The 15,139-nt window shown below is 63.5% G+C and carries 13 protein-coding genes and 1 pseudogene; 9 read left to right on the top strand and 5 right to left on the bottom strand.

Annotation, left to right across the window (positions count from 1 at the left end):
• The coding region (locus M3I56_RS13230) for a tartrate dehydrogenase (RefSeq protein ID WP_254354311.1) at positions 1 to 915 on the bottom strand (915 nt) is incomplete at its 3' end.
• Between the two features lie 253 nt (positions 916 to 1,168).
• Here M3I56_RS13230 and M3I56_RS13225 point away from each other — a divergent pair.
• On the top strand, positions 1,169 to 1,666 hold the full coding sequence (locus M3I56_RS13225; protein ID WP_069268631.1) for a GAF domain-containing protein: 498 nt from the start codon (positions 1,169 to 1,171) through the stop codon (positions 1,664 to 1,666).
• A gap of 92 nt (positions 1,667 to 1,758) precedes the next feature.
• On the opposite strand, the gene M3I56_RS13220 is transcribed toward M3I56_RS13225, so the two are convergent.
• Positions 1,759 to 2,670, bottom strand: coding sequence for a LysR family transcriptional regulator (locus M3I56_RS13220; protein ID WP_254354322.1), 912 nt, complete (start codon positions 2,668 to 2,670; stop codon positions 1,759 to 1,761).
• Positions 2,671 to 2,787: 117 nt separating this feature from the next.
• On the opposite strand from M3I56_RS13220, the gene M3I56_RS13215 reads away from it, so the two are divergent.
• Positions 2,788 to 3,684 (top strand): aldo/keto reductase family oxidoreductase, encoded by an 897-nt coding sequence (locus M3I56_RS13215; RefSeq protein ID WP_254354310.1) that lies wholly within the window; start codon positions 2,788 to 2,790, stop codon positions 3,682 to 3,684.
• An 18-nt stretch (positions 3,685 to 3,702) separates the two neighbouring features.
• Here the strand turns inward: M3I56_RS13215 and M3I56_RS13210 are convergent, their stop codons facing one another.
• A complete protein-coding gene (locus tag M3I56_RS13210) occupies positions 3,703 to 4,608 on the bottom strand; it encodes a LysR family transcriptional regulator (protein WP_028205417.1) in 906 nt (301 codons plus the stop codon).
• Positions 4,609 to 4,703: 95 nt separating this feature from the next.
• Here M3I56_RS13210 and M3I56_RS13205 point away from each other — a divergent pair, with 95 nt between their 5' ends.
• On the top strand, positions 4,704 to 5,993 hold the full coding sequence (locus M3I56_RS13205) for an MFS transporter (protein WP_254354309.1): 1,290 nt from the start codon (positions 4,704 to 4,706) through the stop codon (positions 5,991 to 5,993).
• A gap of 144 nt (positions 5,994 to 6,137) precedes the next feature.
• Here the strand turns inward: M3I56_RS13205 and M3I56_RS13200 are convergent, their stop codons facing one another.
• Complete coding sequence (locus M3I56_RS13200) at positions 6,138 to 6,362, bottom strand: hypothetical protein (RefSeq protein WP_028205419.1); 225 nt, start codon at positions 6,360 to 6,362, stop codon at positions 6,138 to 6,140.
• Positions 6,363 to 6,756: 394 nt separating this feature from the next.
• Between M3I56_RS13200 and M3I56_RS13195 the strand changes: the two genes are divergently transcribed.
• The 6 genes and pseudogenes from M3I56_RS13195 to aspA all read left to right on the top strand — a co-directional run bounded on the left by M3I56_RS13195 (position 6,757) and on the right by aspA (position 14,284).
• The gene (locus tag M3I56_RS13195) at positions 6,757 to 7,392 is read left to right on the top strand and encodes a LysE family translocator (protein WP_254354308.1); all 636 of its coding nucleotides are present in this window, start codon (positions 6,757 to 6,759) and stop codon (positions 7,390 to 7,392) included.
• Between the two features lie 533 nt (positions 7,393 to 7,925).
• A pseudogene (locus tag M3I56_RS13190) lies at positions 7,926 to 8,802 on the top strand (asparaginase domain-containing protein).
• A 179-nt stretch (positions 8,803 to 8,981) separates the two neighbouring features.
• Positions 8,982 to 9,896 carry a LysR substrate-binding domain-containing protein gene (locus M3I56_RS13185; protein ID WP_028205422.1) on the top strand — a complete coding sequence of 305 codons (915 nt, stop codon included), beginning with the start codon at positions 8,982 to 8,984 and terminating at the stop codon, positions 9,894 to 9,896.
• Between the two features lie 182 nt (positions 9,897 to 10,078).
• Positions 10,079 to 11,374 (top strand): dicarboxylate/amino acid:cation symporter, encoded by a 1,296-nt coding sequence (locus M3I56_RS13180; RefSeq protein ID WP_254354307.1) that lies wholly within the window; start codon positions 10,079 to 10,081, stop codon positions 11,372 to 11,374.
• Complete coding sequence (locus M3I56_RS13175) at positions 11,371 to 12,837, top strand: aspartate/glutamate racemase family protein (RefSeq protein ID WP_254354321.1); 1,467 nt, start codon at positions 11,371 to 11,373, stop codon at positions 12,835 to 12,837. Before M3I56_RS13180 ends, M3I56_RS13175 begins: the two co-directional genes overlap by 4 nt.
• 28 nt (positions 12,838 to 12,865) lie before the next feature.
• Positions 12,866 to 14,284 (top strand): aspartate ammonia-lyase, encoded by a 1,419-nt coding sequence (aspA, locus tag M3I56_RS13170; RefSeq protein WP_254354306.1) that lies wholly within the window; start codon positions 12,866 to 12,868, stop codon positions 14,282 to 14,284.
• Between the two features lie 84 nt (positions 14,285 to 14,368).
• Here aspA and M3I56_RS13165 read toward each other — a convergent pair whose 3' ends face one another.
• Positions 14,369 to 15,076, bottom strand: coding sequence for a transcriptional regulator NanR (locus M3I56_RS13165; protein WP_254354305.1), 708 nt, complete (start codon positions 15,074 to 15,076; stop codon positions 14,369 to 14,371).
• Positions 15,077 to 15,139: the final 63 nt, after the last annotated feature.

The following is a 15,139-nucleotide window of genomic DNA, read 5'->3' as shown; positions in this document are numbered from 1 at the left end:
CGCGCCCGACCAGATCATCGCGATGGGGTTGGCGATCTGCTTGCCGAAGATGTCGGGCGCCGAGCCGTGCACAGGCTCGAACAGCGACGGAAACTTGCGCTCGGGATTCAGGTTCGCCGAAGCCGCCAGACCGATCGTGCCCGTGCATGCGGGGCCGAGATCCGAAAGAATGTCGCCGAACAGGTTCGACGCGACGACCACGTCGAAGCGGTCCGGCTGCAGCACGAAACGCGCGCACAGAATATCGATATGCTGCTTGTCCCACTTCACGCCGGGATACGCTTCGCCCATCGCGGCCACGCGCTCGTCCCAGTACGGCATGCTGATCGAAATGCCGTTGGACTTCGTGGCCGCCGTGAGTGTCTTGCGGCCGCGCTGGTTCGCGAGTTCGAACGCGTACTTGAGAATGCGGTCCACCCCGTGGCGCGTGAACACCGATTCCTGCAGCACGAACTCGCGCTCGGTGCCTTCGAACATCCTGCCGCCCACCGAGCTGTACTCGCCCTCGGTGTTCTCGCGCACCACGAGAAAGTCGATGTCGCCGGGTTTGCGGTTGGCGAGCGGACACGGCACGCCAGGCAGCAGACGCACCGGGCGCAGGTTCACGTACTGGTCGAACTCACGGCGGAACTTCAGGAGCGAGCCCCACAGCGAAATGTGATCGGGCACCTTGTCGGGCCAGCCGACCGCGCCGAAATAGATCGCGTCAAAACCCTTGAGCGTGGCGAACCAGTCGTCGGGCATCATCTTGCCGTGCTGCAGGTAGTAGTCGCAGCTTGCCCAGTCGAAATGGGTGATTTCGAGGTTCAGGCCGAACTTCGCGGCCGCCGCCTCGACGGCGCGCACGCCCTCGGGCATCACTTCCTGGCCGATACCGTCGCCGGCAATAGCGGCGATTTTTAATGTCTTGCTCATGTCGCGTTCTCCGTTTCTGTGCTGAATCTGTCCTGATGCGCCAGCATGCCTGAAAACCCGCCGGCGACCAGCCCCGCAGGCGTGGATAGATTCAACACGAAACGTGAATAATCGCACGAGGGCGCGCTACGGTCCATGGATGCGCCATATTCAGCGCCCGGCGATTTCCTGCCGATGCCCGATCTCGCCTACACTCCCGGTTGGCTCCACCGCGCCTTTCGCTGAAACGGCGTATATCCTGATCGACCGACTTATGTTCTCGCTTTCCGACACCCTTCCCTCCGACAAACCCGCCCTCTACGAATCGCTGGCGGCGCAGGCGCGCTCGCTGATCGAAGGCGAAACCGACGTCATCGCGAACGCCGCGAACTTCGCTTCGCTCGTGTTTCATTCGCTCGAAGGCCTGAACTGGGCGGGCTTCTATTCGTTCGACGGCACCGAGCTCGTGGTCGGTCCGTTCCAGGGCAAACCGGCGTGCGTGCGCATTCCCCTGGGCAAGGGCGTATGCGGCACGGCGGCGGCCACGCGGCAAACGCAGGTGGTGCCCGACGTGCATGCGTTCGCGGGCCACATTGCATGCGATTCGGCTTCGCAGTCGGAAATCGTCGTGCCCCTCGTCACGCCGGACGGCGAGCTGATCGGCGTATGGGACGTGGACAGCCCGCATCTCGCGCGCTTCGACGAAGAGGACGCGAAAGGCATGGAATTGCTGTGCCGCACGTTCATCGAGTACGGCATGAAGCGTCGCTAAGCGTCGTCAGGCGCACGACGTGCCGTGGCTCACCGACGCAGGAGCCACGGCGCATCATCCCGAGTGGGCGACGTACATCGTTCGACACCTACTCAGGATGCCGAATCGTCTGACGCATTCGCCTTGACGAAGTCGACGAACGCGCGCAGCGGCGCCGGCAGGTGCCTCCGCCCAGGGTAGTAGAGAAACGGCCCCGGAAACGACACGTCCCAGTCGTCGAGCAGGCGCACGAGCGCGCCGCTGCGGATATGCGGCAGCAACATCTCTTCGAACAGATACACGATGCCGACGCCATCGAGCGCCATGTTGATCAGCAGGTCGAGTGCCGCGCCGGGACGCACGACGAGCGGCGTGGGCGGGTCGAGGCGCAGCACTTCGCCGTCGCGCTCGAAATGCCAGAGCGGCATCGCCCCGCCCGCGAACTGCACGCGCAGGCACGCGTGGTCGAGCAGCTCGCGTGGGTGGTCAGGCCGCCCGCGCGCCGCGAGATACGCGGGCGAAGCGACCGTCGCGAAGCGCTCCACGCGCGCACCGATGGGAATCGCGATCATGTCCTGCTCCAGCCGCTCGTCGTAGCGGATTCCGGCGTCGCAGCCGATCTGCAGCACGTCGACGAAGCCGTCCTCCACCACCACCTCGACGCGGATCTCGGGATACGCGCGATGAAACGGCGCGAGCACGCGAGGCAGGATGGTGCGCGCCGCACTCGCGGGCACGTTGAGCTTGAGCGTGCCCGCCGGCTTTTCGCGGTAGCCGTTGAGCACGTCGAGCGCCGCTTCCATCTCGCTGAAAAGCGGTGTGATCGATTCGAGCAGACGCTGTCCCGCCTCGGTCGGCGCGACGCTGCGCGTGGTGCGGTTCAACAGTCGCAGACCGAGCTTCGCCTCCAGCCTGCGCACCGCGGCACTCAGGCTCGACGCCGAAACGCCGCCCACGCGCGCCGCATCGCGAAAGCCGCCCGCGCGCGCCACCGAAACGAAAGCGGCCAGATCGTTCATTTCCATCGGCATGGTTCACCCCGCACTGTTCGATTTTCCGCACAGCCTGTACTGATCAGATGGGATTATCGGACAATTCGAAGGCGCCCATACTGCGGACATTCGTCAACCGAGGAGTACGCAATGCCGAACCGCACACCCACAAGCACCTATGAACTGGCCGGCCGCCAGGTAAGCCGCATGGGCTACGGCGCCATGCAACTGGCAGGCCCCGGCGTGTTCGGGCCCCCGAAGGACCGCGCGCAGGCCGTCGCGGTTTTGCGCGAGGCGCTGGAGCTGGGCGTCGATCACATCGACACGAGCGACTTCTACGGCCCGCACGTGACGAACCAGATCATCCGCGAGGCGCTGCATCCGTATGCGCCGAACCTCACGATCGTCACCAAGGTGGGCGCCGTGCGCGACAACAAGGGCGCCTGGCTGCCGGCACTGGAACCCGCCGACATCGAGCGCGCCGTGCACGACAACCTGCGCAACCTGGGTCTCGACGCGCTCGATGTGGTCAACCTGCGCATCATGGGCGACGTCCACAAGCCGTCCGAAGGCCCCGTGGAAAAGCAGGTCGAGGCGCTTGCCCGTCTGCGCGAGCGCGGCCTCGTCCGCAACGTCGGCATGTCCAACGCCACGGCCGCGCAAATCGCGGCGGCGCAGCGCCTCGTGCCGATCGTGTGCGTGCAGAACCACTACAACCTCGTGCACCGCGACGACGACGCCCTGATCGACGCCCTGGCCGCGCAAGGCATTGCCTACGTGCCGTTCTTTCCGCTCGGCGGCTTTACGCCGATTCAGTCGTCGGCGCTTTCGTCGGTTGCCGCACGCCTCGAAGTCACCCCGATGGCGCTCGCGCTGGCATGGCTCCTGCGGCGCTCGCCCAACATCCTGCTGATTCCGGGCACGTCCACGCTTTCGCATCTGCGCGAGAACGTGGCGGCCGCGCAGCTCGAACTGGACGATGACGTGCTCGCCGAACTCGACGCCATCGGCAGCAGCGGCGGCAACGGCGGCGGCGCCCACGCCTGAGCGCGAGGCATCGCGCCGTCATGCCACTTCGGCCATCTCCAGCTTGTTCGCCAGCGCGTCGCGGATCAGCGCGACCGGCCGCACGAGGCGCCCAGGCAGCGCACCGTGCACGAGCCACACATTCAGACCCGAGCGGAAATCGGTCGCGTCGATGATCTGCAGCTGGTCGCGCAACGGGCTGCGTGCGAGCGCCTGCGGCGCGGCGAGCCCGACGCCCATGCCGCGCGCGACCAGCGAAAGCTGCAGTTCCGAGCCGAAGGCCTCGACCGCGACGTTGAACGGCAGACCCGCCATGCCCATGGCGCGGCTCAGCGCCGAGCGCATCCCGCAGCCGTCCTGGTTCAGCACCCACGGATGGTGCGCGAGCGCGGCGAGCGTGGTGGGCTCGTCGGGCAAACCAAACGAGCGCGCCGCGACCACGAGGGTCGGCGTGTAGCCGAGCTGGGTCGCGACCACGCCCTCCGGCGGCGACACCGCGGCGGGCAGCAGGATCACGGCCGCATCGAGTCGTGCGCGCTCGACCTCGTCGAGGAGGCCTGGCGACCAGCCCGCCCTCACGCGCAGCGTCAGTTTGGGAAACTCGCCGCGCAATTGATCGACGGGCTGTTCGAGCGCCAGTTCCGAGAGAAACGGCGGCACGCCGAGCTTGAGTTCGCCGACCGGCTCGCTCTCCGGCGAGGCGACCGACATCAGGTCGTCGACCGCACGCAGGACCGAGCGCGCGAGGCCATACACCTCGTTGCCCGCGGCCGTGGGCTTGAGGGGCTTGCTCTGGCGGTCCAGAAGCTCGATGCCGAGCGTCGTCTCCAGGTTCTGCACGCGGCGCGTGAGGCCCGGCTGCGTCAGGAACAGCCGCTCCGACGCCCGCACGAGCGAGCCGCTCTCGACCACCGCCACGAAGGCTTCCAGATCTCGGGTGTTCACAATAACTCCGCATAAAGATTATCGCGATAATTCAATTGTCGCATAACGTGATGCTCCCTACGATACCTGGAGTTGCCACGTTGCGGAGCCAATCGATGGAGCACCCTGCTGAAACCTGTACGCGTGTGATAGCGCGCGAAGCCACCCCCGCGAACCACACCAATCACGCCACTCACGCCACGCTCACGCTGCCGATGACGCTGTTCTTCGCCGCCGCAGTCGGCGTGATCGTCGTCAATCTGTCCGCGGCCCAGCCGCTCGCCGGACTCGTGAGCCATTCACTGCAGTTGCGCCCGGAATTCGTCGGCGCGGTCGCCATGCTGCCGCAGCTCGGCTACGCAGCCGGCCTGCTGCTGCTCGTGCCGCTCTGCGATCTGCTCGAAAACCGCCGCCTGATTTTCCGCACGCTGCTGGCGTGTTCCGTCTTTCTGGCTCTCGCGGCGCTGGCGCGCTCGGGCCCGCTCTTTCTCGCCGCGGCGTTCCTCGCGGGTGCGACCTCCAGCGTGATCCAGATGCTCGTGCCGATGGCCGCCTCGATGGCGCCCGAAAGCCAGCGCGGGCGGGCCGTCGGCAACGTGATGAGCGGCCTGATGCTGGGCATTCTGCTGTCACGGCCGCTCGCGAGCCTGATTGCGGGAACGCTGGGCTGGCGCGCGTTCTACGGTATTGAAGCGGTGGCGGATGCCCTGCTCGCGGTGGTCCTCTTTCTGCGCACGCCGCGCCGCATGCCGAGCGTGACTGCGCGCTACGCCGGTCTGCTCTATTCGCTCTGGACGTTGCTGCGCACCGAGCGCGTTCTGCGGCGCAGCGCCTTCCTTGCGGCGCTTGCACTGGGCGCCTTCTCGGCGTTCTGGACCGCGGTCGCCTTGCTGCTTTCGCAGCCGCCGTTTTCGCTAGGCATGAACGGCATCGCCGCGTTCGCGCTGGCGGGCGCGAGCGGCGCGATCGTCACGCCGCTCGCGGGCCGGCTGGGCGATCATGGCGCCGGGCGCGCGGTGCAATACGCCGCGCACGCGACGATGCTCGGCGCGGTCATGCTGCTGGGCGTGGCGGGCGCGGGCTGGGGCGGCTTTTCGCCCGCCGCTCATCCCGCGCTGGCGCTCGGCCTGCTCGTCGTGGGCGCGGCTGCGCTCGATGCGGGCGTCATCGCCGACCAGACGCTCGGACGGCGCGCGATCAACCTGCTCAACCCCGCCGCGCGCGGCCGGCTCAACGCGATTTTCGTGGGGATGTTCTTCATCGGTGGCGCGGCCGGCGCGCTCATGGCCGGCGCGGCGTGGGCCACGGCGCGCTGGAACGGCGTGTGCCTCGTCGCCCTCGGCTTCACGGTTGCGGTCATCGCGCTCGGCTTCGTTTATCGCGCGTCGCCGGCTTCTGGCCGCTAGCGCCCCGCCCGGCGAACCAATGAAAAAGCCGCGGCTGATCCAGCCGCGGCTTTCCTGTATTTGTACTGCCACTCGCGTATCGAACACTACGAAGCGAAGCGCGCCCGACTCCCCGGTCAGCCCGTCATGCGCGCGGCGATGCGCTCACGTCTGCTGATCCGACCCATCCGCGGGCTGCGCGGTGTTGTCGTCGGCGGGCTTTTCGTCTTCCTTCTTCTCGACTAGCTGCTCGACTTCCTTGGCGCCCTCGAAACCGGCAACCGCGGCGGCTGCCTTGGTCAGGAAGCCTGCGTTCGGATCGAGCTTCTCGGCGCCTTCCACAGCAGCGACCGCACCGGCAATTTCACCCACCTTGTCCAGAATGCCCATTTCACCCCTCCAGTTGAAACCCGCTCCGGGCTGACGAGGCGATGTCTCGCCCCCCGTGCGCCGCACCTTCCATCCAGCGAGCGCGCCGCTTCATTGTGTGCCTGCTCGATGGCCGCATCAATCACTAACTCATTAATCTGACAATGATTAACGATGTTATATACGAACATATATTGCGACGCGTCAATTGTTTGACTATAGTGAGGTTGTCTCCTCCATGTCTCCCTTGGCATGGTTCAAGCCCGCATTCGCTGCGGGCTTTTCTTTTTGCTGCCTCGCGTTTTCAGCGGGTGCTGGCCCAACGCTGGCCTGCGGGCCGCGGCCTGGCTCGCGCCGTCCGCTGGCATAATCGTCCCTTCGCCGTCTTCCAGCCCTCTTTGATCTCACTTTTGCAATGAATCTGCATACCTGGTGGCTATTCCTCGTCACCGTCTTCGTCGTCTGCGCCATCCCCGGTCCCAACATGCTGCTCATCATGTCGCACGGCGCGCAGTACGGACTGCGCCGCACGAGCGCGACCATGGCCGGCTGCCTTTCCGCGCTGGTTCTGATGCTGGCCGTTTCGGCAGCCGGGCTCGGCGTGTTCCTGCAAGCGTGGCCGACCATGTTCAACGCGCTGCGCTTCATCGGCGCCGCGTACCTCGTGTACCTGGGCATCAAAGCCTGGGGCGCACCCGTGCCCGAGGCCGCCGCGGACGTTGCCGAACGTGTGGCCGCACGCCCCGTACGCTCGCCGCTCGCGCTCTATCGCAACGGCTTCTTCGTCGGTGGCAGCAACCCGAAGGCGATCCTTTTCGCGGCGGCGCTCCTGCCCCAGTTCATCGACGCGACCCGACCGGTGCTGCCGCAGTTCGGCGTGCTCGTTGCGACCTTCGCCGTGTGCGAAGTGAGCTGGTATCTCGTCTACGCGGGTTTCGGCACGCGCATCGGCGCGACGCTCAAGAGCCGCCGCGTGGCAAAAGCGTTCAACCGCGTGACGGGCGGGGTGTTCGTCGGGTTTGGCGCGATGATGGCTTTGATTCGGCAGTAAGGCTGGCCGGGCGGCGCGATGGCCGTGGCACGGGAACCATAAAACTCTAACTTCAGAGTTAACTGCTTTCCTGTTTGCAGCCCAAGCGCCTGCCTGGGCCGGAATCGCAACATATCGGTGCGTAACGCCTTACCGATAGATTCCATTTCGCTTTCCCGGATGCACGCGCCAGGTCGGCCGGTAGTCGCCGGTCTGCTGTGGAGATGAGAAATGCTTCCATCCACGCGCAAATTAATCTGGACTGCTACGGATATATCGTATCTGTGGCTACCCTGCTCCAGACCAAAGAGACTGGCATCGCGCGTCGGCGAGACCAGGGTTTTCCCACGTTATGCGAGTCTCGCATAGGGACATGCCACCCCCGCATCGTCCTTTTTTTGACCGCTTCTACCATCCGGTCTGACTCTGGTGTTAGGTGTGAGGCGTGATCCATCCCGCAACCAATCGAATTCGGAGTCGAGGGATCGCCCGCTTTGTTCAGTTCATCAACGAGCCGGTGAGTTCGCCGTCCCTTCTTCCATTTGCACACGATCATGAATAAATTCACGCACCCCGTATCGGCTCATTTTCGTACGACCATTGCCGCCGCACTGGCCATATTCCTTGCCCTTCCGCTCTATTCCACGCCCGCCTCGGCCGCGGACACCGAACAACAAACGAATGCCCCCGGCCAGACAAAACAACTTCCGCGCGTTATCGTGCTTGCAACCGGAGGCACGATCTCCGGAACGGCGGATGCCCGTTCCGCAATCGGATACAACTCGGGCGAGCGCACCGGGCAGCAATTGATCAAGGATGTACCTGGCATCGAGAAATTCGCCACGATCTCGGCGGACCGCCAGCCCGCAGTCGCAGGGGCGTGGTGTGATGGTGGTCATGAACGATACGATTCATGATCCGCGCTGGATCACCAAAACAAATACCACTTCCCTGCAGACGTTTCTGTCTCCCAACGCCGGGCCAATCGGCTACGTGGATCCGGCGTCGATCCGCTTCGTTGCGCCCGTCCTCGCGGCTCGCAAGTCCTCGTACACGCTGCCCGCTGACGGACAATTGCCCCGGGTCGAGATTGTCTTCGCGCACAGCAACATGGACGCGACACAAATCGACCATGCGATCGCAGACAAGGCGAAGGGGATCGTGATCGCCGGGGTCGGCGACGGCGATGTTTCCAACGCCGCCATGCTGGCCATGCAGCGCGCCGCAAAAATGGGCGTCGTTGTCGTCCGGTCCTCGCGGGTTGGATCGGGTTTCGTGAACCGCAACGTCGAAGTCGACGATGACAAGAGCGGATTTGTCGCGTCGCTCGATCTCAATCCTGAGAAGGCCCGTTTGCTGACCCAACTGCTGATCGCCAATGGGATCACGTCGCCCGCGCAGGTCCAGGCCGCGTTTTCTGCGACTTACTGACCGAAGCCGGAGTGGATTGCGCCCGCAATGAGTCGGCGCGGGTGCAATTCGCATGGTTGCGATCACCGACTTTCAGTGGGTCAGTCGCGATGGTGAGCGCGACCTGGTGCAACGGTACCAGCGTAAGATCGGAGCTTCCTGAAAACGGTATTTCGCGTCCCAGAAGGCGGGCCATACGTATGGAAATCAAGTGGGTCGAGGACTTCATCGCCCTTGCTCAATACCAGAGCTTTTCGCGCGCAGCGGAGTTCCGCAATGTCACGCAGTCCGGGTTCAGCCGGCGCATTCAATCGCTGGAGCAATGGGTCGGCGCGGAATTGATCGATCGCAGCAGCTTCCCTCCGGTGTTGACGCCCGCAGGTCAACTCTTCCGCGAAGTCGCTGAAGACATCCTGAATAAGCTCTTCGATACACGCGCCATCATCCGGACTGAAAAACGCATCGCAGGCAAGAGCCTCCAGATTGCCGCTGGCCACACGATCGCGCTGAATTTTTTGCCTGCGTGGCTCAAGGCGCTTTCCGCCCACTTCGGGGACGTGCGCGCGCGCGTGGTGCCGGCCAATGTGCACGACTCGATCCTGACGCTCGTGAACGGCAACTGCGAATTGATGTTCGCCTACCACCACCCTGAACTGCCCTTGCATCTCGATCCCGCGAAGTATGAGCATCTCACGGTGGGTATCGACACGCTCATGCCCGCCAGCCGGCCAAACCTGCGTTCCGCGCCGATGTATCGACTGCCCGGAACGGCTAAACAGCCGCTGCCTCACATTTCATACACCGAGACGAGCTATTTCGGCCGTTGCCTTGCAGTGCTGCTCGGTCGAGCCCCCTCTGCACCGTCCTTGTTGCTCCACTATGAATCGGACATGGCCGAGGTGCTCAAAAAAATGGTCATGGAAGGCGAAGGGATGGCGTGGCTGCCGAAGAGCGCGATAGCCGCGGAACTGGATGCGGGTGAACTGGTCCCTGCAGGGCCGACGCCCTGGAATCTGGATATCGAGCTTCGGGTCTACCGCGACGCATCGAATCGCAGTGAGTTTCTCGATACGCTCTGGCAGCATCTTCGCGCGGTTGTACAGCCTGGCGTCTAGGGTATTCCCGCGTTATGCAAAATTCGCATACGCGCATGCAACAACGGCATCATCGCTTCTTTTGGCACCCCTAATATGCCTCCCAACGCTTGGCCGAGGTCGCAGTCGATCTCGCTCCAGGCGTCTCTCAACGTACACCGGTCATGTCTTGACCACCTTGCGTCACTCAAGGACAGACGGAAATGAAAAATCGCCTCACCGTTTTTATTGCCGTTAGCATGATACTGGGCGTCATTGCGGGCTACGCATGTCACGCCAGCACATCCGACCCGGCGACACTCAAAGCCATTGCAGGATACTTCTCGATCATCACGGACATCTTCCTGCGTCTCATCAAGATGATCATCGCGCCACTGGTGTTCGTCACGCTGGTGTCGGGCCTCGCCGGCATGGACAGCGGCCAGGACGTCGGCCGCATCGGTTTGCGTTCGGTGGGCTGGTTCGTTTGCGCGTCGCTGATTTCGCTCACGGTGGGCCTCGTCTTCGCCAATCTCCTGCAGCCGGGGGCTGGCCTGCACATGGTGGCGGGTACCGGCGAGGTCGATACCGGCCTGAATACCTCGGCACTGAACTTCAGGGACGTCCTGACCCACGCCTTTCCGACCAGCCTGCTCGACGCCATGGCGCGTAACGACATCCTGCAGATCCTGGTCTTCTCCGTCTTCCTCGGCCTGGGACTGAGCGCAACGAAGCGCGACGCGCGCGTCAAGGTCGTGATCGAGATGATTGAAGGCATGGTGCCCGTCATGCTGCGGGTGACGAACTACGTCATGCGGGCGGCGCCCTTCGGCGTGTTCGGTGCGATCGCCTCGGCGGTGACGCTGCGCGGCCTCGACGTCATCTACACGAATGGCAAGTTGATTGGCTCCTTCTATCTGGGGCTGGTCGTGCTGTGGGCGATCCTGGTTTTCGTCGGCTATCTGTTCCTCGGCCGTCGCGTCGGCACCTTGCTCAAGGCGGTGCGCGAACCCGCCATGATCGCGTTTGCGACGGCGAGCAGCGAGGCGGCCTATCCGCGGCTGACCGAGCAGCTGGAGCGCTTTGGCGTCGACAAGAAAGTCGTCGGCTTCACGCTTCCGCTGGGCTATGCGTTCAATCTGGACGGCTCGATGATGTATCAGGCGTTCGCGGCCATCTTCATTGCCCAGGCGTTCGGGGTCAACATGCCGATCTCGCAGCAGTTCTTCATGCTGCTCGTGCTGATGCTAAGCAGCAAGGGCATGGCCAGCGTCCCGCGCGGCTCGGTGGTGGTGGTCGCGGCAGTGGCGCCGATGTTCCATTTGCCGGTCGAAGGCGTGGCCATGGTGCTTGCGATCGACCAGATCCTCGACATGGGCCGCACGATGACCAATGTGATCGGCAACAGCGTGGCGACCGCGGTGATCGCGAAGTGGGAAGGCGCGCGAGCGAGCAACGCCGCCGACTTCATCGAGGACGACGAACAGATTTTCGGCCCGGCGCATGGTGGAGCAAAATGACTTCCGATGTCGCCGGCCACAAGCGCAAGTTCGGTATTGTCGGCGGCCTGGGGCCGCTGGCAAGCGCAGATGTTTTCTTCAAACTGGTGAAGGCGACGCCCGCATCGACCGATGTCGAACACTTCGACGCAATCTTTCAGCAGTCGCCATTTCCCAACTCGGGCTCTGGAAGCACCGCGACGACGGAACGCAAGCTGTACATCTTCGAGATGATCCGGGACTTCGAGAAGCGCGGCGTGACCACGGTCGTGCTGCCGTGCTTTCTCAGTCACACCTTCATCGACGAACTGCGCGCGAACACGCGCTTGCAGATCGTGGACATGATCGAGGCGGTTCGCAGCCATGTGCGACGCAAGTTCCCGGGTGTAAGCCGCATCGGCATACTCGCCTCCGACTACACGCGGGAAAAGCGCCTGTTTGAACGGTATTTTGCGTCGCCCGAGTTCGAAATCATCCACCCTCGATGCGCTGAACGCTTCGATCCGGTTACCGAAGCGGTATATGGATCGGACGGCATCAAGAGCGGGAACCTGCGCAGGCGTCCGGTCGAGCTGTTGCGCGAGGCTTGCCGGGATCTGGTCGAGCAAGGTGCCCAAGTGATCGTGCCTGGCATGACAGAAATCGCCCTGGTCGCGGATGAAATTGGCCCGCTGGGCGTGCCGCTCGTCGATGCCAACCTCGCGTATGCGCAGTACGTCGTCTCTGGCGGCTACGGTTCGCCGTCTCACAACTTCAAGGTTGGGGTCGTGGGCGGTGTGGGGCCCGCGGCGACGGTCGATTTTCTGCAGAAGATTGTCCGCAATACGCCCGCCACGCGCGACCAGGATCACATCAAGCTGCTGGTCGAACAGAACCCGCAGATTCCGGACCGCACCGAGAATCTGATCGGCGACGGCGCGGACCCAACGGTCTCGCTGTACGCGACGTGCAAGCGGCTCGAAGACGGCGGCGCGGACATCATCGCCATTCCGTGCAACACTGCGCATGCATTCGTCGAGCGCATCCAGCCGTACCTCAACATCCCGATTGTGAACATGTTGACGGTCACGGTCGGCTATCTGCGCGAGACTTATCCGGCGCTTCGTGATGTCGGCGTGCTCGCGACATCGGGCACGATCGAGAGCGGGGTCTATCGAAAGGCGCTCGAATCGCAGGATCTTCATCAAGTCGTGCCCTCCCCGGCGCTACAGGAGCGCGTAATGGAAGCCATCTACGGCAAACATGGCGTCAAGGCGGGATTGACGACGGGGCAGTGTCAGGAAGACATCGCTGCCGCCATGGAAGGACTGATTGCCGAAGGCGTTGAAGTCGTCGTCCTTGGGTGCACCGAACTCCCGCTCCTTTTGACCGGGAGTGAATTCGTGGGCAGCGGCGGCGCGCGCGTCAGGCTGATTGATCCCACCGACGTTCTCGCTCGACAGTGCATCGCGTACGCATTGTCGGCAGACGCGACCCTCGGTTGACCCGAACACTCTCCAACGGAGCAAAGAGATGTCCAATCGTTCTGAACGCATCGAACACGATCTTCTTGGCGACCTCGCCGTGCCCAATGAAGCCTATTACGGAGTCCATACGCTTCGTGCGCTCGCCAATTTTCCGATTACCGGCATTCCGATCTCGACTTATCCGAATCTGGTCAACGCCCTGGCGTACGTGAAAGAGGCCGCGGCGATAGCGAACTACGAGTTGCGCCTGCTGCCCGAGCAGAAGATGAAGGCCATCGTTCATGCGTGCCAGCAGATCCGTGAGGGGGTTGTCCACGACCAGTTCGTCGTCGACGTGATTCAGGGCGGGGCCGGCACGTCGACCAACATGAACGCGAACGAGGTGATTGCCAATCTCGCGCTCGAACATCTTGGTCACGAACGAGGGGACTACGCGGTACTGCACCCAAACGAAGATGTGAATCTGGGGCAAAGCACCAACGACGTTTATCCGACTGCGCTGAAAATCGCCACGTATATGGGCATTGCGCAACTGGTCGATGCGATGGGCGTCTTGCGCGAATCGTTCGAACGGAAGGCGGCGGAGTTTCGCGACGATCTGAAGATGGGGCGAACCCAGTTGCAGGACGCGGTCCCCATGACCCTGGGACAGGAGTTCAGCACCTTCGCAGTCATGCTCGAAGAAGATCAGGAACGTCTGCAGGAAGCGTCAAAACTGATTTGCGAAATCAACCTGGGCGCCACGGCGATCGGCACGGGCATCAACACGTCGCCCGACTATGCGCCGCTCGTCTGCCGCCATTTGGCCAGCGTCACGGGTATCCCGGTGACGACCTCCCCCAATCTCGTGGAGGCGACCCAGGACGTCGGCTCGTTCGTGCAACTGTCGGGCGTGCTCAAGCGCGTGGCGGTCAAGCTTTCAAAGACCTGCAATGACCTTCGCCTGCTATCGAGCGGCCCGCGCGCAGGCCTTGGCGAGATCAATCTGCCGCCGGTTCAGGCGGGCTCCAGCATCATGCCGGGCAAGGTCAACCCGGTCATTCCGGAGGTGGTGAACCAGATCGCTTTCGAAGTCATTGGCAATGACGTGACGGTAAGCTTTGCCGCGGAGGCCGGTCAATTGCAGTTGAATGCGTTCGAGCCGGTCATTGCGCACAGCCTGTTCAAGAGCGTGGCGCACCTGCGTGCGGGATGTCTTACCCTGGCGTCGAGGTGTGTCGACGGGATCACGGCCAATCGCGAGCGACTTCGTTCGCTCGTTGAAAATTCGATCGGCATCGTGACCGCACTGAATCCGTACATCGGCTATACGAATGCGACGCAGGTAGCCCAGGAAGCGCTCGTCTCGGGAAGGAGCGTCGCCGATATTGTCATTGAGAGAGGATTGCTCACGCGGGCGCAACTCGAGGACATTCTCAAGCCAACGATGCTGACGCAGCCGAGGCATCACCTGCCGCTTGCCTAGTTGCCGTACGCCGCCAATCAAACACCGCCACATCCGGCTGAAGTCCAGCGCGTTCATGCAGCTGGACGGCCAGCCACCGTATTGCTAATTGCGACCTTGCATACGGTAGAGTTCGTTGGCGCGCGTAAGATGGGCGCGCATCGCCTCCTCGGCGGCGTCGCCGTCACGGGCGGCGATCGCATCGACGATGCGTTGATGCTCGGTGAGCGTCAGTTCCTCAACGCCTGGCGCGCGCACGAGCGGCTGATAGTATTCGCCCGCCCACCGGAACAGCGACTCCACGATCGAGGGAAAAATCGGGTTGCCGCTGATCTTCGCAATTTCGCGGTGGAACGCCATGTCCCTCTCGATGAATTCCGCGAGATTGACCATGGACGCCCGATGCTGCGCCACGCTTAACTGAAGCCGTGCGACGTCCTCTTCAGTAGCCCGCTCGGCTGCCATGCGGGCAGTGCCGGTTTCCAGGAAGAGCCGCGCATGCTTGAGGTGCTCGAGCATGTCGGGCTGGGTGCGCAGCAGATGCAGCGCGCCACCGGCGATCTGGGCGATCAGGCGGTCTGCGGTCGGCACGACCACGCGGGCACGCTCACCATGCACGATCTCGACGATGCCGGAACGCTCCAGCGCCTGCAGCGCTTCGCGCACCGCCGGCCGCCCGACGCCGTATATCTCCATCAGCTCGCGCTCGGACGGCAACTGTGCGCCGGGCGCGATCTCGCCCGCACGGATGCGTTCCATGAGCCGGTCGACGACTTCCTGGTATAGCTTGCGACGTGGAATGATCTCGCCCATTGCAGTGGTACTGTAAACGTCTGGTGTAATGACAATACCACACCGCGCCGCCGGCCACCACGT

The sequence above is a fragment of the Paraburkholderia sp. CNPSo 3281 genome, from assembly GCF_024206515.1.
Classification (GTDB): domain Bacteria; phylum Pseudomonadota; class Gammaproteobacteria; order Burkholderiales; family Burkholderiaceae; genus Paraburkholderia; species Paraburkholderia nodosa.
Note: the sequence above shows the minus strand (reverse complement) of the source record. Positions and strands in the feature narration are given on the sequence as shown.

Excerpts from the sequence above, each read along its gene's own strand:
- M3I56_RS13225 (WP_069268631.1), top strand. The coding sequence starts at position 1,169 with ATGTTCTCGCTTTCCGACACCCTTCCCTCCGACAAACCCGCCCTCTAC.
- M3I56_RS13220 (WP_254354322.1), bottom strand. The coding sequence starts at position 2,670 with ATGGAAATGAACGATCTGGCCGCTTTCGTTTCGGTGGCGCGCGCGGGC.
- M3I56_RS13215 (WP_254354310.1), top strand. The coding sequence starts at position 2,788 with ATGCCGAACCGCACACCCACAAGCACCTATGAACTGGCCGGCCGCCAG.
- M3I56_RS13205 (WP_254354309.1), top strand. The coding sequence starts at position 4,704 with ATGGAGCACCCTGCTGAAACCTGTACGCGTGTGATAGCGCGCGAAGCC.
- M3I56_RS13200 (WP_028205419.1), bottom strand. The coding sequence starts at position 6,362 with ATGGGCATTCTGGACAAGGTGGGTGAAATTGCCGGTGCGGTCGCTGCT.
- M3I56_RS13195 (WP_254354308.1), top strand. The coding sequence starts at position 6,757 with ATGAATCTGCATACCTGGTGGCTATTCCTCGTCACCGTCTTCGTCGTC.
- M3I56_RS13185 (WP_028205422.1), top strand. The coding sequence starts at position 8,982 with ATGGAAATCAAGTGGGTCGAGGACTTCATCGCCCTTGCTCAATACCAG.
- M3I56_RS13180 (WP_254354307.1), top strand. The coding sequence starts at position 10,079 with ATGAAAAATCGCCTCACCGTTTTTATTGCCGTTAGCATGATACTGGGC.
- M3I56_RS13175 (WP_254354321.1), top strand. The coding sequence starts at position 11,371 with ATGACTTCCGATGTCGCCGGCCACAAGCGCAAGTTCGGTATTGTCGGC.
- aspA (WP_254354306.1), top strand. The coding sequence starts at position 12,866 with ATGTCCAATCGTTCTGAACGCATCGAACACGATCTTCTTGGCGACCTC.
- M3I56_RS13165 (WP_254354305.1), bottom strand. The coding sequence starts at position 15,076 with ATGGGCGAGATCATTCCACGTCGCAAGCTATACCAGGAAGTCGTCGAC.